Annotated in this window: 23 protein-coding genes; 13 read left to right on the top strand and 10 right to left on the bottom strand. The window is 67.4% G+C overall.

The genetic code is table 11. The features are described 5' to 3' along the window. Window positions 1-4 precede the first annotated feature (4 nt). From OD750_RS02335 to pilG, 5 genes are all read right to left on the bottom strand, one after another. Window positions 5-877, bottom strand: a complete 873-nt coding sequence (locus OD750_RS02335; protein WP_263543602.1) for a CheR family methyltransferase — start codon at window positions 875-877, stop codon at window positions 5-7. Window positions 878-917: 40 nt separating this feature from the next. Next, window positions 918-2,951: a methyl-accepting chemotaxis protein gene (locus tag OD750_RS02330; protein ID WP_263543603.1), complete on the bottom strand. Its 2,034-nt coding sequence runs from the start codon at window positions 2,949-2,951 to the stop codon at window positions 918-920. Window positions 2,952-3,019: 68 nt separating this feature from the next. Beyond that, a complete protein-coding gene (locus tag OD750_RS02325) occupies window positions 3,020-3,574 on the bottom strand; it encodes a chemotaxis protein CheW (RefSeq protein WP_263543604.1) in 555 nt (184 codons plus the stop codon). A 10-nt stretch (window positions 3,575-3,584) separates the two neighbouring features. Next, window positions 3,585-3,950 carry a response regulator gene (locus OD750_RS02320; protein ID WP_263543605.1) on the bottom strand — a complete coding sequence of 122 codons (366 nt, stop codon included), beginning with the start codon at window positions 3,948-3,950 and terminating at the stop codon, window positions 3,585-3,587. A gap of 51 nt (window positions 3,951-4,001) precedes the next feature. Further along, complete coding sequence (gene pilG / locus OD750_RS02315; protein WP_263543771.1) at window positions 4,002-4,370, bottom strand: twitching motility response regulator PilG; 369 nt, start codon at window positions 4,368-4,370, stop codon at window positions 4,002-4,004. Between the two features lie 372 nt (window positions 4,371-4,742). Here pilG and gshB point away from each other — a divergent pair, with 372 nt between their 5' ends. The 6 genes from gshB (at window position 4,743) to OD750_RS02285 (ending at window position 10,441) form a co-directional block, all read left to right on the top strand. Beyond that, entirely contained in the window at window positions 4,743-5,699 is a 957-nt protein-coding gene (gene gshB, locus OD750_RS02310) for a glutathione synthase (RefSeq protein ID WP_263543606.1), read from the top strand. Next, complete coding sequence (locus tag OD750_RS02305) at window positions 5,696-6,553, top strand: energy transducer TonB (protein WP_263543607.1); 858 nt, start codon at window positions 5,696-5,698, stop codon at window positions 6,551-6,553. Before gshB ends, OD750_RS02305 begins: the two co-directional genes overlap by 4 nt. Window positions 6,554-6,619: 66 nt before the next feature. Continuing rightward, window positions 6,620-7,186: a YqgE/AlgH family protein gene (locus OD750_RS02300; protein WP_263543608.1), complete on the top strand. Its 567-nt coding sequence runs from the start codon at window positions 6,620-6,622 to the stop codon at window positions 7,184-7,186. A gap of 21 nt (window positions 7,187-7,207) precedes the next feature. Beyond that, the gene (gene ruvX / locus OD750_RS02295; protein ID WP_263543609.1) at window positions 7,208-7,627 is read left to right on the top strand and encodes a Holliday junction resolvase RuvX; all 420 of its coding nucleotides are present in this window, start codon (window positions 7,208-7,210) and stop codon (window positions 7,625-7,627) included. Further along, a complete protein-coding gene (locus OD750_RS02290) occupies window positions 7,624-8,571 on the top strand; it encodes an aspartate carbamoyltransferase catalytic subunit (RefSeq protein ID WP_263543610.1) in 948 nt (315 codons plus the stop codon). Before ruvX ends, OD750_RS02290 begins: the two co-directional genes overlap by 4 nt. Before the next feature lie 193 nt (window positions 8,572-8,764). Further along, window positions 8,765-10,441 carry a hypothetical protein gene (locus OD750_RS02285; RefSeq protein WP_263543611.1) on the top strand — a complete coding sequence of 559 codons (1,677 nt, stop codon included), beginning with the start codon at window positions 8,765-8,767 and terminating at the stop codon, window positions 10,439-10,441. 59 nt (window positions 10,442-10,500) lie between these two features. Here OD750_RS02285 and OD750_RS02280 read toward each other — a convergent pair whose 3' ends face one another. Beyond that, the gene (locus OD750_RS02280) at window positions 10,501-11,628 is read right to left on the bottom strand and encodes a PilT/PilU family type 4a pilus ATPase (protein WP_263543612.1); all 1,128 of its coding nucleotides are present in this window, start codon (window positions 11,626-11,628) and stop codon (window positions 10,501-10,503) included. A 166-nt stretch (window positions 11,629-11,794) separates the two neighbouring features. Beyond that, window positions 11,795-12,832: a type IV pilus twitching motility protein PilT gene (locus OD750_RS02275; RefSeq protein WP_263543613.1), complete on the bottom strand. Its 1,038-nt coding sequence runs from the start codon at window positions 12,830-12,832 to the stop codon at window positions 11,795-11,797. Between the two features lie 125 nt (window positions 12,833-12,957). Between OD750_RS02275 and OD750_RS02270 the strand changes: the two genes are divergently transcribed. The 7 genes from OD750_RS02270 (at window position 12,958) to OD750_RS02240 (ending at window position 18,642) form a co-directional block, all read left to right on the top strand. Beyond that, window positions 12,958-13,629 carry a YggS family pyridoxal phosphate-dependent enzyme gene (locus OD750_RS02270; RefSeq protein WP_263543614.1) on the top strand — a complete coding sequence of 224 codons (672 nt, stop codon included), beginning with the start codon at window positions 12,958-12,960 and terminating at the stop codon, window positions 13,627-13,629. A gap of 181 nt (window positions 13,630-13,810) precedes the next feature. After that, a complete protein-coding gene (gene proC / locus OD750_RS02265; RefSeq protein ID WP_263543615.1) occupies window positions 13,811-14,638 on the top strand; it encodes a pyrroline-5-carboxylate reductase in 828 nt (275 codons plus the stop codon). Between the two features lie 3 nt (window positions 14,639-14,641). Continuing rightward, a complete protein-coding gene (locus tag OD750_RS02260; RefSeq protein WP_263543616.1) occupies window positions 14,642-15,220 on the top strand; it encodes a YggT family protein in 579 nt (192 codons plus the stop codon). Window positions 15,221-15,260: 40 nt separating this feature from the next. Beyond that, entirely contained in the window at window positions 15,261-15,719 is a 459-nt protein-coding gene (locus tag OD750_RS02255; RefSeq protein ID WP_263543617.1) for a DUF4426 domain-containing protein, read from the top strand. Next, window positions 15,720-16,418 carry a histidine phosphatase family protein gene (locus tag OD750_RS02250; protein WP_263543618.1) on the top strand — a complete coding sequence of 233 codons (699 nt, stop codon included), beginning with the start codon at window positions 15,720-15,722 and terminating at the stop codon, window positions 16,416-16,418. It abuts the gene before it with no gap. Beyond that, window positions 16,418-17,629 (top strand): acyl-CoA dehydrogenase family protein, encoded by a 1,212-nt coding sequence (locus OD750_RS02245; RefSeq protein WP_263543619.1) that lies wholly within the window; start codon window positions 16,418-16,420, stop codon window positions 17,627-17,629. The genes OD750_RS02250 and OD750_RS02245 overlap by 1 nt, the downstream gene beginning before the upstream one ends. After that, window positions 17,626-18,642 (top strand): phosphotransferase family protein, encoded by a 1,017-nt coding sequence (locus OD750_RS02240; protein ID WP_263543620.1) that lies wholly within the window; start codon window positions 17,626-17,628, stop codon window positions 18,640-18,642. Before OD750_RS02245 ends, OD750_RS02240 begins: the two co-directional genes overlap by 4 nt. Before the next feature lie 183 nt (window positions 18,643-18,825). Here the strand turns inward: OD750_RS02240 and OD750_RS02235 are convergent, their stop codons facing one another. The 3 genes from OD750_RS02235 to OD750_RS02225 form a co-directional block, all read right to left on the bottom strand. After that, window positions 18,826-19,827, bottom strand: a complete 1,002-nt coding sequence (locus OD750_RS02235) for a lipase secretion chaperone (protein WP_263543621.1) — start codon at window positions 19,825-19,827, stop codon at window positions 18,826-18,828. Between the two features lie 13 nt (window positions 19,828-19,840). Continuing rightward, window positions 19,841-20,770 carry a lipase family alpha/beta hydrolase gene (locus OD750_RS02230; RefSeq protein ID WP_272841753.1) on the bottom strand — a complete coding sequence of 310 codons (930 nt, stop codon included), beginning with the start codon at window positions 20,768-20,770 and terminating at the stop codon, window positions 19,841-19,843. A gap of 263 nt (window positions 20,771-21,033) precedes the next feature. Beyond that, window positions 21,034-21,666 carry a hypothetical protein gene (locus tag OD750_RS02225; RefSeq protein ID WP_263543622.1) on the bottom strand — a complete coding sequence of 211 codons (633 nt, stop codon included), beginning with the start codon at window positions 21,664-21,666 and terminating at the stop codon, window positions 21,034-21,036.

The following is a 21,666-nucleotide window of genomic DNA, read 5'->3' as shown; positions in this document are numbered from 1 at the left end:
TCTCTCAACGGTTGCGCAGGAAGGCGAGCGCCTGCCGGTGCGGCACGCGCGACAGCTGCGGATGCGCGAAGCTGATGACCTCTCCAGCCCCGAGCACCAGCATGCCGCCCGGCTTCAAGAGCCCCGCCAGCGAATCGAGCAGTTCGCGCCGGCGGTCCCTTGCAAAGTAAATCAGTACATTTTGGCAAAAAATCAAATCAAGCCGCTTGAGCGGCGCGCGCGCGACGTCGAGCAGGTTGAACTGCGCGAAACCCACGCGCTTGCGCAGGCTTTCACGGATCGAGAAGCTGTCGGCGTCGAGTTCGTCGACGTAGCGCTCGCGGTATTCGGCCGGAATCTCGTTGAGCTTGCTGCGCGGATACAGCGCGCCGCGCCCGACCGCGAGCGCCGGATGGCTCACGTCGGTCGCCGTGACGCCGAAATAGATGCGCGCGTCGCGGATCGCGCTGACGTGCTTGTCGAGCACCATCGCGAGCGTGAACGCCTCCTCGCCGGTCGAGCAGCCGACGCTCCACGCGTGCAGCGCGGTCTGGCTGCCGCTCTGCGCGACGCGCGGCAGCCATTCGTTGGCGATCAGGTCGAACGACGGCTGATGCCGGAAGAAGTGCGTTTCGTGCACGGTGAGACGATCGACGAGCGTCGTCCACTCGATCGCGCCCTCGGGCATCTTGTGCAGGTCGCGGTAGTAGTCGTCGAAACGGGTATGCCCGGTTTCGCGCATGCGTCCGCGCACCGCGGTGACCAGGAACGGCTTGCGCGCCGGCGGCACGACCACGCCCGTACGCCGTTCGAGCAGCTCGGCCCAACGTGCGAATTCGGCCTCGTCCATGCCGGGCATGGCGTTGAGCGCCGACCAGTTGCCAATCGCCAGGGCCATGCGCTCGGGATCACCTCGTCGTCAGTGAGCTTGCCGACCGTCAGGTCGGCAGCTTGAAGTCCGCGACCGAACGGCGCAGGTCCGCAGCGAGCTGCGCCAGGTTGCCGATCGACTCGGCCGTCTGGCTCGCACCGAGCGAGGTCTGCGTCGTAATTTCCTGAATCACGTTCATCGTCGCCGAGATGTTCGTCGCCGCAGCGGACTGCTGGCGCGCGGCCTCGGAGATGTTCTGAATCAGGTCCGCAAGGTCGTTCGACACCTTTTCGATCTCGCCCAGGGCCAGGCCCGCGTCTTCGGCGAGTCGGGCGCCGGCCACCACTTCCGCGGTCGTCTGCTCCATCGAGCTGACCGCTTCGTTCGTGTCCGACTGAATCGTCTGCACCAGCGTTTCGATTCGCTTCGTCGCGTTCGACGCGCGTTCCGCGAGGCGCTGCACTTCGTCCGCGACGACCGCGAAGCCGCGGCCCGCTTCGCCGGCCGAGGCCGCCTGGATGGCCGCGTTCAACGCGAGGATGTTCGTCTGTTCGGCGATGTCGTTGATGAGTTCGACGATCGATCCGATTTCCTGCGACGACTCGCCCAGGCGCTTGATTCGCTTGGACGTTTCCTGAATCTGGTCGCGAATCGAGTCCATGCCCTGAATCGTCTGGCGCACGATGGCCGCGCCCTTGGACGCGATCTGCACCGAGCGCTGCGCGACGTCCGCCGATTCGGCGGAGTTCTTCGACACCTCGTCGATCGACACGGCGATTTCGTTGATCGCCGCCGACGCCGACGTGATCTGCTGCGCCTGATGTTCCGCCGCTTCCGCGAGGTGCATCGCGGTCGCCTGCGTTTCCTGCGCGGCGGCCGACACCTGCACGGCCGTTTCGTTGATGGTCGTGACGAGAGAGCGCAGCGCTTCGACCGCGAAGTTGACCGAGTCGGCGATCGCGCCGGTGATGTCTTCGGTCACCGTCGCCTTCACCGTGAGGTCGCCTTCCGCGAGCGATCCCATTTCGTCGAGCAGGCGCAGAATGGCTTCCTGGTTGCGCTGGTTCAGCTCGGCGGTGATCTGGTAGCGGCGGCGCTGGTCGCGCACCTGGGCGACGACGAGCAACAGGGCCAGGATACCGGCGGCGAGCGCCGAGGCGATGCCCCACCACACGTTCGGGAAGATGCGCTTCTGCGGCAGTTCGCCGATCTTCGTCGCGACGTCGTTGGCGCGCAGCAGCACGGTCTGCGAATCGGGGAAGATGTTGTCGGCGGCCTCTTTGACTTCCTGCAGGCCGAGCGCCGAATCGGTGATCTTGGTGACGATCTCGCCCATGCCCGACCAGCGCGCGTACACGTCGGTGAGGATTTCCTTGCCGTTCGGGTTGTCGAGCGCCTTGATGTTGAAATCGGGGCTGCCGTTGATGAGACCCGAGAGCACCGCGCCGTACAGGCGCGCGTCGCGCGAGAAGCCGTCGGCCGCCGATTGCGCGCCCTGGCCGCCCTGCAGAATTTCCTGCACGCGGCGGATCATGCGGTCGGCGAGCAGCATCTGGCGCGAGGCGATCTGCACCTGCTGCGCCGAGCCGCCGCGGTTCGTCAGGAGATTGACGACCTCGTCCATGCGCGAGTTGAGGATCGGAATCTGGCCCGAGAAGTCGACCGCGGTCGCCGCCGAGCTCAGTACCAGTTCCTTGTTGCCGAGAATCTTGGTCGCGTTCGTGTTGAGCGTCGCCCAGGCGCGACCGAGTTCGGTCAGCTGCTTGGATACGACGGCTTCGTCCTGGTAGCCCGGCATGCCGCCGGCTTCGTCGCCGCGGTTGAGCTTCTGGATGTTCTGGTCGATGACGTTGCGCGTCGCCTCCAGTTCCTTGAACGCTTCGATGTTGCCGCCTGCCGATTCCGAGGCGTATTTCGCGATCGACTGCGACAGCACCTGGATCTGCGTGGTCAGTGCGACGGCATTGCGGTCGTCGTTGTTCTTCCTGTTCAGCCAGAAGAAATCCACCGCCGCGAGCGCGATGGCCAGCAGCAGAAGAATGATCAACAAGGTGTTCGTGCCTGACGCACGCTCCTTGGCCGCCCCTGATGTTGTGCTCATGCCTTCACCTCACCCGCCCAATTTGAAGTCGTCCCGCGATTGTTTGAGATCGGCCCGCCCGCGCGGGATCACGCTGCCGCCTGCAGAAATTCCGGCGTCCTCACCAACGCCGCCATGCTGAACAACCCCCACAACACTTCGCCGAGCTGGTAGCGCTCGGGCACGAACCGGCCGTAACGCTGGTCGGATTCGTCCTCGGCGTCGGCGCGCTGCTCGTCCGAGAAATTGCGCTGGCCCAACACCTCGTCGACCATCAGGCCGACGCTGCCGCCGTGCTGGCGGATGATCAGCACGCGCGTCGAATCGGTGATCTGGCTGCGATCGCCTTCGACGAAGTTGCGCAGGTCGACCACCGGCACGAGGTTGCCGCGCACGTTGGCGACGCCGAGCAGCCAGGGCCGCGTTCCCGGTACGACCGTCAGCTGCGGGAAGGTCAGGATTTCGTTGACTTCCGCGATGCTCGACACGAGATAGCGCGTACCGACGCGAAAGCCGATGCCGCGCCACAGGCCCGACGCCTCGACCTCCTCCGGCATGCCGGCGATATGCGCAAGACTACGGCGCTCGTAGTCGGCGAGCACTTCGAACGGCGTCAGCTGGAGCGTGTCGGTCGTTGCGGACATTAGATAACGCTCAACTCGGCAGCAGATTCTGTATACGGGCGAGCAGTTCTTTCTCGCCCACCGGCTTGGTCAGGAAGTCCTTCGCGCCCTGGCGCAACCCCCAGACCCGGTCCGTCTCCATCGACTTGGTCGTGATGATCAGTATCGGGATGTGGGCCGTGGCGTCGTCGCGGCTCAACGTGCGCGTCGCCTGAAAGCCGTTCATCCCGGGCATGATCACGTCCATGATGACGAGGTCCGGACGCTCGCGCTTCACCGCGGCGATGCCTTCCTCGGCATTTCCCGCACTGCTTACGCGGTGACCCGCCTTCTCGAGCAGCGTCGTGAAGACGCGGACATCGGTGGGCGAATCGTCAACTATCAAAATATGCGCCATCGCTTCCCCCTGTTGAGCGCCATGGCCTTTGCCGCAAACCTTGCAACTACGTCACGCCTTGAGGTCCACGTGACGCCGGATTGCGCCAAGCAGCTCTTCGCGGGTAAACGGTTTGGTCAAATACTGTTCGGAGCCGACGATGCGGCCCCGCGCCTTGTCGAACAGCCCGTCCTTCGACGACAGCATGATGACCGGCGTCGACTTGAACATCTGGTTGTTCTTGATCAGCGCGCAGGTCTGATAGCCGTCCAGACGCGGCATCATGATGTCGACGAAGATGATGTGCGGCTGGTGATCGGAGATCTTCGCCAACGCTTCAAAGCCGTCCGTTGCGGTGACGACATCGGCGCCTTCCTTTTTGAGCAGCGTTTCGGCAGTGCGGCGTATGGTCTTCGAATCGTCGATGACCATGACCTTCATGCCGGTGAGGCTGCCCTGTTTCGTCGCGTCTTCCACGTACCCTCCAGCCACCTGATCTACGGCACGGGTCGAACCCCATGCACGAGTCTTGCCATCTCGACTTGCTGCGACGCCGGTTCGCCTCGGCTCCGGCGCAGTGACGCGACCTTGAGCGTAAGCCTTGCGGCTGTTTAACCAATCGTTACCAAAGCTGTCAAGTTAGTCGCGTAAGTGGCTGCGGCCATTGCGTTAGCCTGCCGATGCCACCACCCCGTCGCGACCGCCCTGCCGGGCGACGATGCTAGTATCCGGGGCTAGTATAGAACGTTGGACACGCCTCGGAATTGACGATGAGGCGTCGCCGATGCCGCCGAACCTTCGCAAGGAACCCGCATGTCCCGCGCGCTAGCCGTGCTGATGGACCCCATCGCCGCGATCAAGACCAAGAAAGACTCCACGTTCGCGATGCTGCTCGAAGCGCAGCGGCGCGGCTGGGCGCTCAAGTACATGACCCAGGGCGACCTGGCGATCCGGGGCGGTCGCGCCTGGGCACGCCTCGCGCCGCTCGTCGTGCGCGACGATCCGTACGACTGGTTCACGCTCGGCGACGCGCAGTGGGTCGACCTCGCCGAATCGGCGCAGCTCGTGCTCGCGCGCAAGGACCCGCCGGTCGACGAGCAGTTCATCTACGACACGATGGTGCTGGAACTGGCGCAGCGCGCCGGCACGCTCGTGGCGAACGACCCGCAGGGCCTGCGCGACGCGAACGAAAAGCTCTACACGCTGCATTTTCCCCAATGCTGCGCGCCGACGCTCGTCGCGCGCGACGCCGGCGAACTGCGCCGGTTCGTCGCCGAACACGACCGCACGGTGTTGAAGCCGCTCGACGGCATGGGCGGCCGCGGCATCTTCGTCTCGCATCGCGGCGATCCGAACCTCAATTCGATCCTCGAAACGCTGACGGTCAACGGCCGCCGTTTCGCGCTCGCGCAGAAGTTCATTCCCGAGATCACCGCCGGCGACAAGCGCATCCTGCTCGTCGACGGCGAACCCGTGCCGTACGCGCTCGCGCGGATTCCGCAGGGCGACGATTTTCGCGGCAATCTCGCGGCCGGCGGCCGCGGCGTCGGCGTGCCGCTGTCCGACCGCGACCGCTGGATCGCAGCGCAGGTCGGACCCGAACTCGTGCGCCGCGGCATGCGCTTCGTCGGCCTCGACGTGATCGGCGACTGGCTGACCGAGATCAACGTCACATCTCCGACGTGCATCCGCGAACTCGACGGGCAGTTCGGGCTTAATATCGCCGGTCTCCTGTTCGACCGCCTCGAAGCGACGCTGAGCGCCACGTGAGCAATCAAGTTTCCACCGCCGACCGTTTCGGCGTCACCCTGCTGTTTTCGCTGATCGCGCACGCGATCGTCATCCTCGGGGTGAGCTTCACGTTCGCGACACCGGCGGCGCGCCTGCCGTCGCTCGACGTGATCCTCGTGCAGTCGGCGAACGCGCAGAAGCCCGAGAAGGCCGACTTCCTCGCGCAGGCGAACAACGCCGGCGGCGGCGAGAGCGACCAGGCCAGACGGCCGACGCAGCAGCTGTCGAGCCCCCTGCCGAAACCGACGCCGGGCCTCGCGCCCAAGCCGATCGAAGCCGGCGCGCCGACGCCGACGCCGCCCAGCCGCACCGAAGTGCTGACGCAGCGCAACGGCGACTTCACCGTCAGCACGGAGAAGGAAACGCCCGAGCAGCGCGAGACCGACCTGCCGCAGGCGCAGGAACTGGCCGAGCGCCGCATCGAAATGGCCAAGCTCGCGCAGGAAGTGCAGAACCGCAACGAGGCGTACGCCAAGCGCCCGAAGAAAAAGTTTATTTCTGCCAATACGCAAGAATATGAATATGCGTCGTACCTCGCGGCATGGGCGGCGCGCGTCACGCGCGTGGGCAACCTCAACTATCCCGACGAGGCGCGCCGGCAGCAGCTGCGCGGCAACGTCATCCTCACCGTCACGCTGAACAAGGACGGCAGCGTGCAACGGATGGACATCATCGAAGGATCGGGTCACAAGGTGCTCGACGACGCCGTGCAGCGCATCGTTCAGCTCGCCGTGCCGTTTCCGCCGATTCCCAAGACAGCCGAAGAGATCGACGAGCTGCACATCACGCGCACGTGGATCTTCGGGCCCGGCGACATTCTGGACAGCCGCTGACCGGACGCGGCGGGGAATTCTTCGCCGGGCCGGCTCAAGGCCGGCATTCCCCGCTACAATCGCCCCATGCGACAGCTAGCGACGCTCTCGAACCAGCTACTCATCGCCATGCCGGCGATGCGCGATCCGAATTTCGCGCGCGGCGTCACGTTCCTGTGCCAGCACAACGAAGAAGGCGCGATGGGCCTCATGGTCAACCGCCTGTCCGAATACCGCCTCGGCGACGTGCTCGCGCAGATGAACCTCTCGACGGAGCTGCCCGAGGTCAACGACGCGCCGGTGCTGATCGGCGGCCCGGTACAGCCCGAGCGCGGCTTCGTGCTGCACGTGCCGGCCGGCAACTGGGAATCGTCGTTCCGCATCTCCGACCGCATCTGCGTGACCACCTCGCGCGACATCCTCATCGCGATGGCCGAAGGCCGCGGCCCCGACCGCGCCGTCGTCGCGCTCGGGTACGCGGGCTGGAGCCCGGGACAGCTCGAGCAGGAACTGCGCGACAACGCGTGGCTCACCGTGCCGGCGCAGGAAGGCCTGCTGTTCGACACGCCGCTCGATACGCGCTGGGAAGCCGCCGCCGCGCTGCTCGGCGTCAGCAACATGGCGCAGCTGACCGACTATGCCGGACATGCTTAACGCCGTCCGCGTCCGCGTGGCATGAATGTTCTGGGATTCGACTACGGTTCGAAACTGATCGGCGTCGCGCTCGGCAATCGCATCACCGGCAACGTGCGCCCGCTCGGCGTCGCGACGAACGGCGAACGCGGACCCGACTGGACGCGCATCGAAACGTGGATCAGGGAATGGACGCCCGACGCGCTCGTGGTCGGTCTGCCGCTGACCAGGGACGGCGAGGAACAGAAAGCGAGCGTCGCCGCGCGCGCGTTCGCTCGCGAGCTCGAACGACGTTATGCATTGCCGCTGCACCTGGCCGACGAGCGCATGAGTTCGGTCGAAGCGAGCCGACGCTTCGCCGCGCGGCGCGCGCAGGGCGCGGCGAAGAAAAAGCACGCCGCGACGATCGACGCCATCGCGGCCGAAGTCATTCTAGAGAACTGGCTCAGCCACCAACCATGACCCACGTACAACTCGATTCGCAGCAGCGCCTGCGCCATCTGATCACGCTCGACCGGCTGCCCGCCGCGCTGCTCGTCAAACTGCTGGACCGCGCCGACGCGCTGCAGGCCGGCTTCGACGCCGGTACGCGCAAGCTCGACCTGCTGCACGGCCGCACCGTCGTGAACCTCTTCTTCGAACCGTCGACGCGCACGCGCACGTCGTTCGACCTCGCGGCGAAACGGCTCGGCGCCGACGTCATCAACTTCGACATCGCGAGCTCGTCAACCGTCAAGGGCGAATCGCTCGTCGACACGCTGCACACGCTCGAGGCGATGCGCTGCGACGCGTTCGTCGTGCGCCACAAGGAGAACGGCACCGCCGAATTCCTCGCGCGCAACACGCGCTCGAAGGCCACGGTCGTCAACGCCGGCGACGGCAACAACGCGCATCCGACGCAGGGCCTGCTCGACGTCTACACGATCCGCCGGCATCGCCCCGATCTTTCCGCGCTCACGGTGCTCGTCTGCGGCGACATCCTGCATTCGCGCGTCGCACGCTCGGACATCCACGCGCTGCGCACGCTCGGCGTCGGCGAACTGCGCGTGTGCGGCCCGGCGAACCTCCTGCCGCCGGAGAGCGAGCTGCCGGGCTGCCGCGTCATCGAGGATTTCGACGAGGCGATCGCCGGCGTCGACGCGGTGATCATGCTGCGCCTGCAGAAGGAACGCATGAGCCTCGCGCTGGTGCCGTCCGAGCAGGCGTACTACGCGCGCTACGGCCTCGACGCGCGCCGCCTGCGCCTGGCGCGGCCCGACTGCCTCGTGATGCACCCCGGCCCGATCAACCGCGACGTGGAAATCGCCTCGGCGGTTGCCGACGGCGCGCAATCGCGCATACTGGAACAGGTCGGCAACGGCGTCTTCGTGCGCATGGCCGTGCTGGCCGAGTTGCTCGGGGTTTGAGTCGGCGCCGAGGCGCCACGCAAAAACTCCCTCTCCCCCGACGACCGTCGGGGGAGAGGGCTGGGGTGAGGGGGCAGGCGCTTCGCACTGCGTCGAGATCGATTAAGGCCCTGGCGTCACCCCCTCACCCAACCCTCTCCCCCAAGCGAGCTTGGGGGAGAGGGCTAAACTCACGACTGAAGAGGGAACTGCGATGTCGATGCTACTGCGCCGCGCGCTGCCGTTCGCGCTGATTGCCGCACTTTCGGCTTGTGGAAAAAAACAGGACGCGTCCGTGCCGCTCGCGTTCGTACCGGCCGACACGGCCTACGTCTTCGCGAACATCGAGCCCGTGCCGCAGGCCGTGCGCGACGAATACGTCGGCATGATGAAGCAGATGTGGCCGCTGGTGTTCGGCACGTACGACCGCCTCGTCAACGAGGCGAAAGAGCTCACCGACGAGCAGCGCAAGATCGTGCGCGCGATTCTCGACGAAACCCGCGCGCTCGCCGAGAAGGGTTCGGCCGAAGACGCCGGCTTCACCGGCAGCGCGCGCTTCGCGATGTACGGCATCGGCCTCGTGCCCGTCGTGCGCTGGGAACTGGCCGACCCCGCCAAGCTGCGCGCGACCGTCGCGCGCGTCGAGGAAAAAGCCGGCGCGAAGCTCTCGACCGGCAAGCTCGGCGATCAGGACTACTGGTTCGTCGGCAACGACAAGATCGTCGCGATCTTCGCGGTCGTCGACAAGCATCTCGTCGCCACGATCGCGCCGCCGAAGGCGAGCGACGATGCGAAAAAGCGCCTGCTCGGCCTTACGCGTCCCGAAAAGAATCTCGGCGACGCGGGCCTGCTCGCGAAGATCAACGCCGACAACAAGTTTCTGCCGTACGGCACGATGCTCGTCGACAGCGTGCGCATCGTCGACGTCGGCACCGGCGAAACCGACCCCGTGCTCAACGAGTTCAAGGCGATCGACGGCAAGACCCACGAGCCGGTCGACGCCACCTGCCGCCAGGAATTTCTGGACATTGCCAAGAAGTTCCCGCGCCTCGTTTTCGGCTACACCGAGCTTGCGCCCAAGAAGATGGACATGGTCGGCCGCCTCGAGCTCGAGCCTGCCCTCGCCAGGGACTTCGCCGCCGCGGTAGGCGCCGCGCCCGGTTCGGCCGGCGCGCCCGAAGGGCAGATGGACATCGCGATGTCGCTGCCGGTGCTCAAGCTCAAGGACTTTTTCGTCAAGCAGTCGAAGGCCGTCGTCGACAAGCCGTACGCGTGCAAGCATCTGGCCGAACTCAATCAGAGTTTCGCCGAGATGAACGGCAAGCTCGCCACCACGATTCCGCCGCCGGCGAGCGACCTCACCGGCCTGCGCATGACGCTGACGAAGTTCGCGCTCGACGGCGGCGCCGGCAAGCCGGAATACGCCGGCAAGCTGCTCGTGGCGCTGACCAATCCGATGTCCGCGCTCGCGATGGGCCAGCTCGCGTCGCCGGCGTTGAAGGACCTCAAGATCGCGCCGGACGGCAAGCCAGTCGCGCTGCCGGCGGGCCTCGTGCCCGGACAGGTGCCGCCGCTCTTCGCCGCGATGAACGACAAGGCGATCGCGCTGTCGGCCGGTGCCGGCGAAGACGCGACGCTCGGCGCCTACCTGACCGCCGCCCCTGCCGCCGAGCCGGTGTTCTTCCGCATGTATTTCAGCGGCGCGCTGTACGGCCAGTTCGGCGAGTGGACGCAAACGCTCGCGGCGATGCTGCCGGACGCGCAGCGCAAGGACGTCGAAGACCAGCGCGCGATGTTCGCGCTGTACCAGAAGTGGATTCGCGGCGTCGACATCAAGCTGACGGCCAAGGCGAACGGCGTCGAGCTGTTCGAGCGGTTCGAGGCGAACTGAAGCCGCATCCGGACGCGCCTCTCCCGCGCCGCGCGCGGGAGAGGCGCAAGGTACTTTCGTCAGGTTTCCACGAGCTCGACGCCGTCGAGACCCTGGCTCAGCGTGTGCGCGTCGCCGCCCTGCGCGAGCTTGATGCGCAGGCGCACTTCGTTGGCCGAGTCGGCGTGGCGCAGCGCGTCTTCGTACGAGATTTCGCCGGACTGGTACAGCTCGAACAGGCTCTGGTCGAACGTGCGCATGCCGAGGTTGGTCGACTCCTTCATCACGTCCTTGAGCTTGTGGATCTCGCCCTTGCGGATGTAGTCCTGCACGAGCGGCGTACCGAGCATGACCTCCATCGCGACGCGGCGCGCCTTGCCGTCCGGCGTCGGAATCAGCTGCTGCGCGACGACGCCCTTCAGATTCAGCGACAGGTCCATGAACAGCTGTTCGCGGCGGTCTTCGGCGAAGAAGTGGATGATGCGGTCGAGCGCCTGGTTCGCGTTGTTCGCGTGCAGCGTGCACAGGCACAGATGGCCCGTTTCGGAGAAGTTGATCGCGTGCTCCATCGTCTCGCGCGTACGCACTTCGCCGATCATGATGACGTCGGGCGCCTGGCGCAGCGTGTTCTTGAGCGCGTTTTCCCAGCTTTCGGTGTCGATGCCGAGCTCGCGCTGCGTGATGATGCAGCCCTCGTGCTTGTGCACGTATTCGATCGGGTCTTCGATCGTGATGATGTGGCCCGTCGAATTCTGGTTGCGATAGCCGATCATCGCCGCGAGCGACGTCGACTTGCCGGTGCCGGTCGCGCCGACGAAGATGATGATGCCGCGCTTGGTCATCGCGAGCGTCTTGATGACCGCCGGCAGCGACAGCTCGTCAACCGTCGGAATCTTCGTTTCGATACGGCGCAGCACCATGCCGACGCAGTTGCGCTGGTAGAAGCACGACACGCGGAAGCGGCCGACGCCGGTCACGCTGATCGCGAACTGGCACTCGTGCGTCTTTTCGAATTCTTCGCGCTGCGACGGCGTCATGACGTTGAGCACCATGTCGCGCGACTGCTGCGGCGTCAGCGGATTCTGCGTGATCGGGCTGATGCGGCCGTGCACCTTCATCGACGGCGGCACGCCGGCCGTGATGAAAAGGTCGGACGCCTTCTTGTGCGTCATCAGCTTGAGGAAGGAGGTGAAATCTACGCTGCTCATCGTTGGCTCCCGCGTTTCTTTCCTCCCTCTCCCCCGGCTGCGCCGGGGGAGAGGGTCGGGGTGAGGGGGTGACGCGCCGCCCTTCGTCGAGATCGAGGTACTGCCCGGCGCCGCCCCCTCACCCCAGCCCTCTCCCCGGGCGAGCCCGGGGAGAGGGAGTCAGTGGTTACTTGAAGATTTCCTTGTTCTTCGCATAGCCGATGGCCTGCTGTCTCGTAACCAGTCCACGCTTCACGAGATCCTGCAGGCACTGGTCGAGCGTCTGCATGCCGTACTGCGCGCCGGTCTGGATCGACGAGTACATCTGCGCGACCTTGTCTTCGCGAATCAGGTTTCGGATCGCCGGAATGCCGATCATGATTTCGTGCGCCGCGATGCGCCCGCCGCCGACCTTCTTCATCAGCGACTGCGAGATCACCGCGCGCAGCGATTCGGACAGCATCGAGCGCACCATCGGCTTTTCGCCGGCCGGGAACACGTCGATGATGCGGTCGACGGTCTTGGCGGCCGACGAGGTGTGCAGCGTCGCGAACACGAGATGGCCCGTTTCCGCCGCCGTGAGCGCGAGGCGGATCGTTTCGATGTCGCGCATTTCGCCGACGAGGATGTAGTCGGGGTCTTCGCGCAGCGCCGCGCGCAGCGCTTCGTTGAAGCCGTGCGTGTCGCGGTGGATTTCGCGCTGGTTGATCAGGCACTTCTGCGACGTGTGCACGAACTCGATCGGGTCTTCGACCGTCAGGATGTGCGCGTATTCGTTCTTGTTGACGTGGTCGATCATCGCCGCGAGCGTGGTCGACTTGCCCGAACCGGTCGGACCGGTCACGAGAATCAGGCCCTGCGGCTGCTCGATCAGCTCCTTGAAGATCTTCGGGCAGGCGAGGTCTTCGAGCGTGAGCACTTCGGACGGAATGGTACGAAACACCGCGCCGGCGCCGCGGTTCTGGTTGAACGCGTTGACGCGGAAGCGCGCGAGGCCGGGAATCTCGAACGAGAAGTCGCACTCGAGGAATTCTTCGTAGTCGCGGCGCTGCTTGTCCGACATGATGTCGTAGATCAGCGAATGGATCTGCTTGTGGTCGAGCGCCGGAATATTGATGCGGCGCACGTCGCCGTCGACGCGGATCATCGGCGGCAGGCCTGCGGACAGATGCAGGTCGGACGCTTTATTCTTGACGGAAAAGGCAAGCAGCTCGGCGATATCCATACGCGTCTCCCGATGTGTCTGTACGGTCGCGGTCGATGGTCCCGCCGCTGTGCGCGTAAGACCCTTCCCATGTGCGAATGACCCGAGTATAGCTCGACGTTTTTCCGCCCGCGCGAGCGATTGCGATGAATTCCTCGGAAACAGCCTTCACAACGGTCATGCGGCGAATCGAGCTTGCTGCGGCGCAGCAGCGCAGCCCGGCGCGCCTCCTCGCCGTCAGCAAGACCAAGCCGGCCGGCGCGGTGCGTGCGCTCGCCGCGCTCGGCCAGCGCGCGTTCGGCGAAAACTACGTGCAGGAAGGCGCCGCCAAGCGCGCCGAACTCGCCGACCTGCCGCTCGAATGGCACATGATCGGGCCGCTGCAGTCGAACAAGTGCCGCGACGTCGCCGAGCGGTTCGACTGGCTGCAGAGCCTCGACCGCGCCAAGCTCGTCGAACCGCTCGCGCGCTGGCGGCCGGCCGGCGCGCCGCCGCTCAACGTGCTCGTGCAGGTGAACATCGACGACGAGGGCAGCAAGTCGGGCTGCGCGCCGGGCGACGTCGCGGCGCTCGCCGCCGCCGTCGCCGCGCAGCCGTCGCTCGCGCTGCGCGGACTGATGGCGATACCGGCGCCGCACGCCGACCTCGCGCTGCGCCGCGCCGCGTTCGAGCGCATGCGCGCGCTGTACGACGCGCTGGCGCGCGACCATACCGGCGTCGATACGCTGTCGATGGGCATGAGCGACGATTTCGAACTGGCCATCGAATGCGGCGCGACGATGGTGCGCGTCGGTTCGGCGCTGTTCGGCGCGCGCTGAGCTCGTCTTGTTGCTTAAGCCCTCTCCCCCAAGCAAGCTTGGGGGAGAGGGTTGGGTGAGGGGGCGACGCTGCGTTCCTCCGCGAACTCGACGAAGTGCGCAGCGTCGCCCCCTCACCCCATCCCTCTCCCCCAACGTTCGTTGGGGGAGAGGGAGTCGCACTTTTTGGACCGAGGATCGCATGACCACAAATCCACAACGCATCGCCTTCGTCGGCGGCGGCAACATGGCGCGCAGCCTGATCGGCGGACTCGTGCGCCACGGCGCCGATCCGGCCGCGCTCGCGGTCGCCGAACCCAACGCCGATCTGCGCGACGCGCTCGCGCGCGACTTCGGCCTGTCCGTCCACGCCGACAACGGTGAGGCCGCGTGCGGCGCCGGCGTCGTGCTGCTCGCGGTCAAGCCGCAGGTCATGCAGCCCGTCTGCACCGCGCTCGCGCCGACGCTCGCGCACAAGCCGCTCGTGATCTCGATCGCGGCGGGCGTGCGCATCGACCAGATCGACGCATGGTGCGGCGGCGGTTTGGCCGTCGTCCGCGCGATGCCGAACACGCCCGCGCTAATCGGCGCCGGCGCCACCGGCCTCTGCGCGAACGCGCGCGTCGGCGACGCCGAACGCGCAGCGGCCGAACGCATCCTCGGCGCGGCCGGGCTCACCGTGTGGGTCGAGCGCGAAGACCTGATGGATGTCGTCACCGCGATTTCCGGTTCCGCACCGGCATATTTCTTCCTGCTCGTCGAAGCGCTCGAAGCCGCGGCCGTCGCGCACGGCCTGCCTGCCGATGCCGCACGCGCGCTCGCGACGCAGACCGCGCTCGGCGCCGGCCGCATGCTGCGCGAAGACGGCGAGACGCCGGCACGCCTGCGCGAGCGCGTGACGTCGCCGAACGGCACGACGCAGGCCGCGCTCGACGCGTTCGCGGCCGGCGGTTTTCGCGACCTCGTCGCGAACGCGGTCGACGCGGCGACGCGGCGAGGGCGCGAGCTGTCGGCCGGTTCGGGAGGCTGAACCATGTCGGCGCTGACTGAAATTCTGATCCTGCTGGTGCAACTCGTGTTCGGCACGCTGATGCTGATCGTCGCGCTGCGCATCGCGCTGCCGCTGTCGACGACGCGCTTTTCCAACCCGATCTGCCAGTTCGTCTACAAGTTCACCAATCCGGTGATCGGGCCGCTGATGCGGGTGCTGCCGCCCTATCGCAAGCTGAGTCTGGCGGCGGTCTTCGTCGCCTGGCTGATCCTGATCGCCGAAATCGCGACGATCGCGCTGATCGTCGGCCTGCCGATCGATCCCGTGCGGCTTCTCACCGACGGCTTCATCGGGCTGTTGTTCTATTTGCTGACCGGGGCGTTCTGGCTGATCGTCATTTTCGCGCTGATGAGCTTCTTCTCGCCGGCGCACGGCAATCCGGCGGTGGAAGTCGTCTACGGCATCACCGACCCGATCCTGCGGCCGTTCTATCGGATTCCGCCGCATTCGTGGCCGGTCAGCCTGGCGCCGCTGTACGCAGGTCTCGCGATCCGCATTGCGATGATCTTCGTCGGCAAGCTTGCCAGCGCGCTCGGCGCGTTCGCGCTGCCGCTCGTCTGAGCGGTAAGATTCGGGCAATCGACAGCGCAGGAGATCGGCCATGAAAACGGCTTACAAGATCGGCCTCGTCGCCGGCGCGGCGATGCTGATGCTGCTGATGCCCGCGCGCGGTCGCGCCGAACAGCTCGAAAAATTCGACGGCTACATCGTGCACTACAACGCGCTGTCGGCCGACCAGCTCGCGCCGGAAGTCGCGCAGGCCTACAAGCTGCAGCGCTCAGGCCATCGCGGCCTCGTCAACATCGCGGTGCAGAAGGACAACGGCACGGCCGAACCGACGCCGGTCGCGGCGACGATCACCGGATCGGCGACCAACCTCTCGGGCCAGCGCACGACGCTCGCGCTGCGCGAGATCAAGGAAGACGGCGCGGTGTACTACCTCGGCGAATTCCCGGTCGGCAGCGGCACCGATACTTACCGCTTCCAGATCGACGTGAAACCCGACGGCGCGACGCGCGCCCACACGCTGAAGTTCAGCAAGAACTACGTGACCGACTGAATGAACCGCCCGCAGCGCCTCGTCCTGGTGCGCCACGCCCAGGCGAGCTACGGCACCGACGACTACGACCGCCTGTCCGAGCGCGGCCTGCGCCAGGCCGAACTGCTCGCGCACTGGTTCGCCGCCCAGCCCGATCTTCGCTTCGACGCGGTGCGCATCGGCGAGCATCGCCGCCACGCGCAGACGCTCGCGGCGATCCGCGCGGCGGCGGCCGATGCGGGCCGCACGCTGCCGGCCGAGTCGGTCGACGCCGACTGGAACGAGTTCGACCACGAAAGCCTCTTGCGCGGCTACATCGCGCATGCGCCGCACGATCCCGATCTCGACTACCTGCACGGCCGCGAGCCGGCGCGCGTGCGCGCCCTGCTCGGCCGCGCGTTTCTCGCCTGGCACGAAGGCGCGCTCGATGCCGCGATGCCCGAGACGCTCGCCGCGTTCCGCACGCGCGTCGAACGCGCGCGGCGGCGCGCCGAGGCCGTTTCGACGACGCTCGTGGTCAGCTCCGGCGGCGCGATCGCGCGCTGCGCGCAGGCGACGTTCGGCTACGACGAGGCGCGCACGATCGAACTCAACCTCGCCCTGCACAATTCCGGCATCGTGGAATTCCTGCGCGAAGGCGAAAAGTGGACGCTCGCGCGCTGGAGCCACGTGCCGCATCTGGACCCGCCGGAACACTCGCATCTGAAGAGCTACTACTGATGAATCTCTTTGCGCCGTCCGACCGCGCCGCCGCATTGCTCGCGCGCCTTGCCGCCTTCGTCGACGAACGCGTGCTGCCGGCGGAGGCGCAGTACCACGCGCACGTCGCGCAAGCCGGGCAGCGCTGGACGATTCCGCCGGTGATGGAGCGCCTGAAGCGCGAAGCGCGCGAGGCGGGATTGTGGAATCTGTTCCTGCCGCACGCCGAACTCGGCGCGGGCCTCTCGAACCTCGACTACGCGCCGCTCGCCGAAGCGACCGGCCGCTCGCTGATCGCACCGGAAGTGTTCAACTGCAACGCGCCCGACACCGGCAACATGGAAGTGCTGCTGCACTACGGTTCGGACGAACACAAGGCGCGCTGGCTCGCGCCGCTGCTCGACGGACGAATCCGCTCGGCATTCGCGATGACCGAGCCCGACGTCGCGTCGAGCGACGCGACGAACATCGCCACGCGCATCGTCCGCGACAACGGCGACTATGTCGTCACGGGCCGCAAATGGTGGACGACCGGCGCGACGGACCCGCGCTGCGCCGTGTTCATCGTGATGGGCGTGACGAATCCCGACGCCGAGCCGCACCGGCGCCACGGCATGATCCTGGTGCCGCGCGACACGCCGGGCGTCGAGATCGTGCGGCCGCTGCCGGTGTTCGGCTACGACGACGCGCCGCACGGTCACGCCGAGGTGCGCTTCGACGGCGTGCGCGTGCCGGCGGCGAACCTGATTCTCGGCGAAGGCCGCGGGTTCGAAATCGCGCAGGGCCGGCTCGGTCCCGGCCGCATCCACCATTGCATGCGCCTGATCGGCCTCGCCCAGCGCGCGCTCGAAGCGATGGTCGCGCGCGCGCAGTCGCGCGTGGCGTTCGGCAAGCCGCTCGCGGCGCAGGGCACGGTGCAGCAGGCGATCGCGCAGTCGCGCTGCGACATCGAACAGGCGCGCCTGCTCACGCTCGCGGCGGCCGACGCGCTCGACCGGCACGGCAACAAGGCCGCGAAGGACGCCATCGGCATGATCAAGATCGTCGCGCCGCGCATGGCGTGCGAGGTAATCGACCGCGCGATCCAGGTGCACGGCGGCGCCGGTCTCTCGGACGACTTCTTCCTCGCGCACGCGTATGCCGGCGCGCGCGCGCTGCGCCTCGCCGACGGACCCGACGAAGTACACATGGCCGCATTGGCGAAATCGATGCTGCGCGGAGCGCACGCATGAGCGCCGCGGACCTGCCGCTCGCGGCGCTCGGCACATGGCTGCGCGAACACGTCGCCGGTTTCGACGGCATCGAATCGGCGACGAAGTTCAAGGGCGGGCAGTCGAATCCGACCTATCTGATCGAGGCCGCGTCGGGCCGCTGCGTGCTGCGGCGCAAGCCGCCCGGCGCGCTGCTCGCATCGGCGCACGCGGTCGACCGCGAGTTTCGCGTGCTGCAGGCGCTGCACGGCGGCGCCATACCGGTCGCGCGTCCGCTCGCGCTGTGCCGCGACGACGCGGTGATCGGCAGCATGTTCTACGTGATGGCCTACGTGCCGGGCCGCGTGCAGTGGGATCCGGCGCTGCCCGACGTCGACGCCGCGACGCGCGGCGCGATGTACGGCAGGGTGCTCGACACGCTCGTCGCGCTCGCGACGCTCGACGTCGACGCGGCGGGCCTCGCCGACTACGGCAAGCCCGGCAGCTATTTCGCGCGGCAGGTGTCGCGCTGGACGGCGCAGTACCGCGCGAGCGAAACCGAAACCATCGCGGCGATGGATGCGCTGATCGACTGGCTGCCGGCGAACCTGCCCGACGACGACGGCAAGGTCGCGCTCGTGCACGGCGACTTCCGCATCGACAATCTGATGTGGATCGACGATCGCGTCGGCGCGGTCGTCGACTGGGAATTGTCCACGTTGGGACATCCGCTCGCCGACCTCGGCTACTTCTGCATGGCGCTGCGCCTGCCGCGCAACCCGGTGCTGCCGGGGCTCGCGGGACTCGACCGGGCGGCGCTCGGCATTCCGGACGAAGCGGCGCTGCTCGACGCGTTCGCTGCGCGCACGGGTCTCGATCCGCGTGCCGAATGGCCGTTCCATCTCGCGTTCCATTTCTTCCGGCTCGCGGCGATCGCGCAGGGCGTGATGAAGCGCGCGATCGACGGCAATGCGTCGAGCGAACAGGCGCTCGCGGCCGGAAAGATGGCGCGGACGATTGCGGAGCTGGGGGCCGGGGCGGCGCAGAGCCGCTGACGACCTGCTCCCTCTTCCCCGCGAGCTTGCGGGGGAGAGGGCCGGGGTGAGGGGGCGCCGCGTCAGGCCGCGATGCATTCGATCTTCGCGATACATACGTTTCGCGAAAATCCCGCGTTGTGGCGGACGATGCGTCGCCCCCTCTCCCAACCCTCTCCCCCAAGCTTGCTTGGGGGAGAGGGCTCAAAGAAGCCCCGCCTCCGCGAGCGCCAATACGCGTCGGCGCTCCGCCTCGTCGAACCGCGACGCCAGCAGGGCCTCGATCCTCGCGTCGCGCGCCGCCGCCGTCAGCGAGGCGTCGTTCGCGATCGCCGCGCGTTCGTGCGCATAGTCCTGCAGCCGCTGCCGCCATTGCGCGCGCTGCGTATCGAGCTGCGCGAGCCGCTGCGCGGCGTCTTCGCCCCACTCGGCCGCGCGTTCGGCATGGCGCTGCGCCGCATCGGCGTCGAGCGCGTCGAGCCGCGCGGTCTGCGCGGTCGCGTGTTGAAATTCGGTACTTTCGCGCAGCGACTCCGCATGCGCGGGATCGAGATCGCTTTCCAGCACCTCGCGTCGCGCCAGCCGTTCGGCCATGTCGAGCGACGTGTCGCGCTCCAGCGCCAGGCGCCGCAGCGTGAAGTCGGCATAGCGCTCGTCCGCGCCGAACCACGCATCGGCGACGGCCGCGCCTAGCCGTTCGCGCCGCAGCGCCGCGCGGCGGGCAAGATCGTTCTGCAGATCGCCGCTCGCCGCGAGCGCGACCGCCTCGCGCTCGGCGTCGACATAGGCGTCGAACAGTTCGAGCACGCGCGTCTGGGCGCGCGCCGGCAGGCCCGACGCCTGCGCGAGCCACGCGACGAGGCTCGCGCGTATCGCGTCGGGCGAACGCTCGCCGAGTCGCTCGAGAAAATAGTCGAACACGCGGCGCAGTTCGCGGTCCGCGATCGGGTCGCCGTTCGCGTCGAGACGTATCGCGCCGTCGACGTCGGTGCCGCGCAGCGAATCGCGCGGCGGCGCTTCGGGCACGCGCGTCGCCGCGGTGCCCGAAAGCCGTTCCGACGACGGCGCGGCGTTGCTGCCGGCGCCCGCCGCCGGTGGGGCGGCGGCGGGCGTCGCAGCGGCGGGACGTTGGACCCGCCAGACCCACGCGGCGCCGAGCGCGAGCGCGACGAGCGCCGCGAACGCGACGGTGCGGGAGTGCTTCATGACGGCACGCGCTTCACAGCCCGGCGTTCTTCAGACGGTTCGCCTGGCTGCGATAGACGCTCGCCGGGTTCGACGCGAACAGGCCGCGCACGCCGAACACCTGGTTCACCTCGTCGAGATGGTTCCAGTCGTAGTCGTCGCGGATCACGACGCCGAGGTGGCTCGAACAACGCCCGACGAGGCCGTCGTTCGCCTCGCCGAAGAACAGGCTGCCGGCGCCCATCAGCGCGTCGGACGGATCGAAGATATTGGTCACCGGACTCGTGCCGCTGAACGAGTAGTAGCGCACGCCGTTGACGACGCTCGCGCCCTGCCCGCACGACGTCGTCGGCAGACCCTGCGGATGCAGCGCGTTGAACTGCGCGGCGCCGGCGCTCGACAGCGACGTCAGCGCGCCGATGGCGTCCTGGGGGTTGGCGCTGCCCGAGAGCCAGCCGATGAACGTGCCGAGCGCGTCGACGAAACCGGCGACGAGCGGTCGCAGCGGCGAGCCGGGCGGCAGCGCGGCGCCGAGCGCGTCGGCCACCTTGCTGCCCTTGTGCGGGCCGGCGACCGACGTCGCCGACGCGACGAGATCGGGCCGCACGGACGCCGCGTAGCGAATCGTCGGGCCGCCGTGGCTGTGGCCGATCAGATTGAACTTCGTATACCCGTATACGGCGCGCAGATGTTCCAGCTCGTCGATCAGCTGCTCGCCGCGCACGGCGGTGTAGTTGTTCTGCGACACGCTCGCGACGAACACCTTCGCGCCGCCGGCGCGCAGTTCCGACGGAATGCCGTACCAGTAGTCGTAGACGCCGAGCAGGCTGTCGAAGCCGAGAAGGCCGTGCACCAGCACGATCGGATAGCGCGTTTTGGTGTAGTCGGACTGCGCCGCGACAGGGAACGCGAACGAAACGACGAGCAGCGCGCCCGCGAGGCGCGCGAGGAATGACCGCATCATACTTCCCTCTCCCGAAGGGAAGCCTCGACAGGCGCGCGTTGCGGCTTGTCCCTTGTGCGTGGTGCTCCTGCCGGCGGGTGATCCCATCTCGGCGACTTCGTTCTGCCGAACGCTTGCCTCTCGCGAGGTTTCCCAGCATGACGAACGGTGAATGGTGTGCCGCGCGCGCGAGGTGCGCGCGGCATCGGCAATCTACACCGGTCAAACGCAGATTTCAAACACTTGTTTGATGTCGTGCGGCGGTTGCCGCCGCACGTCGCCGGCTACTCGTCGTGCAGTTCGCGCATCGCCGGCGAGACGGCGAGAAACGCGTTCCACGCGGCGTCGCCGTTCGCCGCGGCGAAAAGCTCCTTGCCGGCCGTCGCGACGATGAGGTCGGTGCCGCGCGCGAAGAACGACAGCCCCGAGCCGTTCGCGCCGACGTCGATCGGCTCGAGATGACTTTGCAGCTTTTTGGACATTGCCGCCTTGCGCGTCGCCAGGCCGTGTCGCGGCCACGCGCCGTTCAGCGCCTGCCACAGGCAGAACACCGACAGGAAAGCGTCGAGGCTGTCGAATTCGCGCTGCCATGTCACCGGCGCGACGTTTTCCGAACGCAGCACGGGCGGGACCGCGGCCGCGAGATCCGCGACCGCGACGCCCCAGTAGCTGACGTTCTGGTTTTCCTCGGCGAACACGACGACGCCGCCTTCGGCTTCGAGCCGGTCCGGCCCGAGCAGTCGGTTGTGCCCGTCAACCAGCGGCGAATCGGGCCGGAACGACTTCAGCAGCTCGCCGAGCCGCGTGCCGGCGAGCTCGGGACACTTCGGATAGTCGGCAGGCAGGCACGGCGTCGGCGGTCGAAAATGCTCCTTGAAGAATCGCGCTGCGATCTGACCAAACGGCGTCTGCGCCAT

It is taken from the genome of Tahibacter soli, assembly GCF_025717065.2.
Taxonomy (GTDB): Bacteria; Pseudomonadota; Gammaproteobacteria; order Xanthomonadales; family Rhodanobacteraceae; genus Tahibacter; species Tahibacter soli.
The sequence above is the reverse complement of the archived record's forward strand: the minus strand, read 5'-3'. Positions and strand labels throughout refer to the sequence as shown.

Coding starts and splice junctions, on each gene's coding strand:
- OD750_RS02335 (WP_263543602.1), bottom strand. CDS start 877: ATGGCCCTGGCGATTGGCAACTGGTCGGCGCTCAACGCCATGCCCGGC.
- OD750_RS02330 (WP_263543603.1), bottom strand. CDS start 2,951: ATGAGCACAACATCAGGGGCGGCCAAGGAGCGTGCGTCAGGCACGAAC.
- OD750_RS02325 (WP_263543604.1), bottom strand. CDS start 3,574: ATGTCCGCAACGACCGACACGCTCCAGCTGACGCCGTTCGAAGTGCTC.
- OD750_RS02320 (WP_263543605.1), bottom strand. CDS start 3,950: ATGGCGCATATTTTGATAGTTGACGATTCGCCCACCGATGTCCGCGTC.
- pilG (WP_263543771.1), bottom strand. CDS start 4,370: ATGAAGGTCATGGTCATCGACGATTCGAAGACCATACGCCGCACTGCC.
- gshB (WP_263543606.1), top strand. CDS start 4,743: ATGTCCCGCGCGCTAGCCGTGCTGATGGACCCCATCGCCGCGATCAAG.
- OD750_RS02300 (WP_263543608.1), top strand. CDS start 6,620: ATGCGACAGCTAGCGACGCTCTCGAACCAGCTACTCATCGCCATGCCG.
- ruvX (WP_263543609.1), top strand. CDS start 7,208: ATGAATGTTCTGGGATTCGACTACGGTTCGAAACTGATCGGCGTCGCG.
- OD750_RS02290 (WP_263543610.1), top strand. CDS start 7,624: ATGACCCACGTACAACTCGATTCGCAGCAGCGCCTGCGCCATCTGATC.
- OD750_RS02285 (WP_263543611.1), top strand. CDS start 8,765: ATGTCGATGCTACTGCGCCGCGCGCTGCCGTTCGCGCTGATTGCCGCA.
- OD750_RS02280 (WP_263543612.1), bottom strand. CDS start 11,628: ATGAGCAGCGTAGATTTCACCTCCTTCCTCAAGCTGATGACGCACAAG.
- OD750_RS02275 (WP_263543613.1), bottom strand. CDS start 12,832: ATGGATATCGCCGAGCTGCTTGCCTTTTCCGTCAAGAATAAAGCGTCC.
- OD750_RS02270 (WP_263543614.1), top strand. CDS start 12,958: ATGAATTCCTCGGAAACAGCCTTCACAACGGTCATGCGGCGAATCGAG.
- proC (WP_263543615.1), top strand. CDS start 13,811: ATGACCACAAATCCACAACGCATCGCCTTCGTCGGCGGCGGCAACATG.
- OD750_RS02260 (WP_263543616.1), top strand. CDS start 14,642: ATGTCGGCGCTGACTGAAATTCTGATCCTGCTGGTGCAACTCGTGTTC.
- OD750_RS02255 (WP_263543617.1), top strand. CDS start 15,261: ATGAAAACGGCTTACAAGATCGGCCTCGTCGCCGGCGCGGCGATGCTG.
- OD750_RS02250 (WP_263543618.1), top strand. CDS start 15,720: ATGAACCGCCCGCAGCGCCTCGTCCTGGTGCGCCACGCCCAGGCGAGC.
- OD750_RS02245 (WP_263543619.1), top strand. CDS start 16,418: ATGAATCTCTTTGCGCCGTCCGACCGCGCCGCCGCATTGCTCGCGCGC.
- OD750_RS02240 (WP_263543620.1), top strand. CDS start 17,626: ATGAGCGCCGCGGACCTGCCGCTCGCGGCGCTCGGCACATGGCTGCGC.
- OD750_RS02235 (WP_263543621.1), bottom strand. CDS start 19,827: ATGAAGCACTCCCGCACCGTCGCGTTCGCGGCGCTCGTCGCGCTCGCG.
- OD750_RS02230 (WP_272841753.1), bottom strand. CDS start 20,770: ATGATGCGGTCATTCCTCGCGCGCCTCGCGGGCGCGCTGCTCGTCGTT.
- OD750_RS02225 (WP_263543622.1), bottom strand. CDS start 21,666: ATGGCGCAGACGCCGTTTGGTCAGATCGCAGCGCGATTCTTCAAGGAG.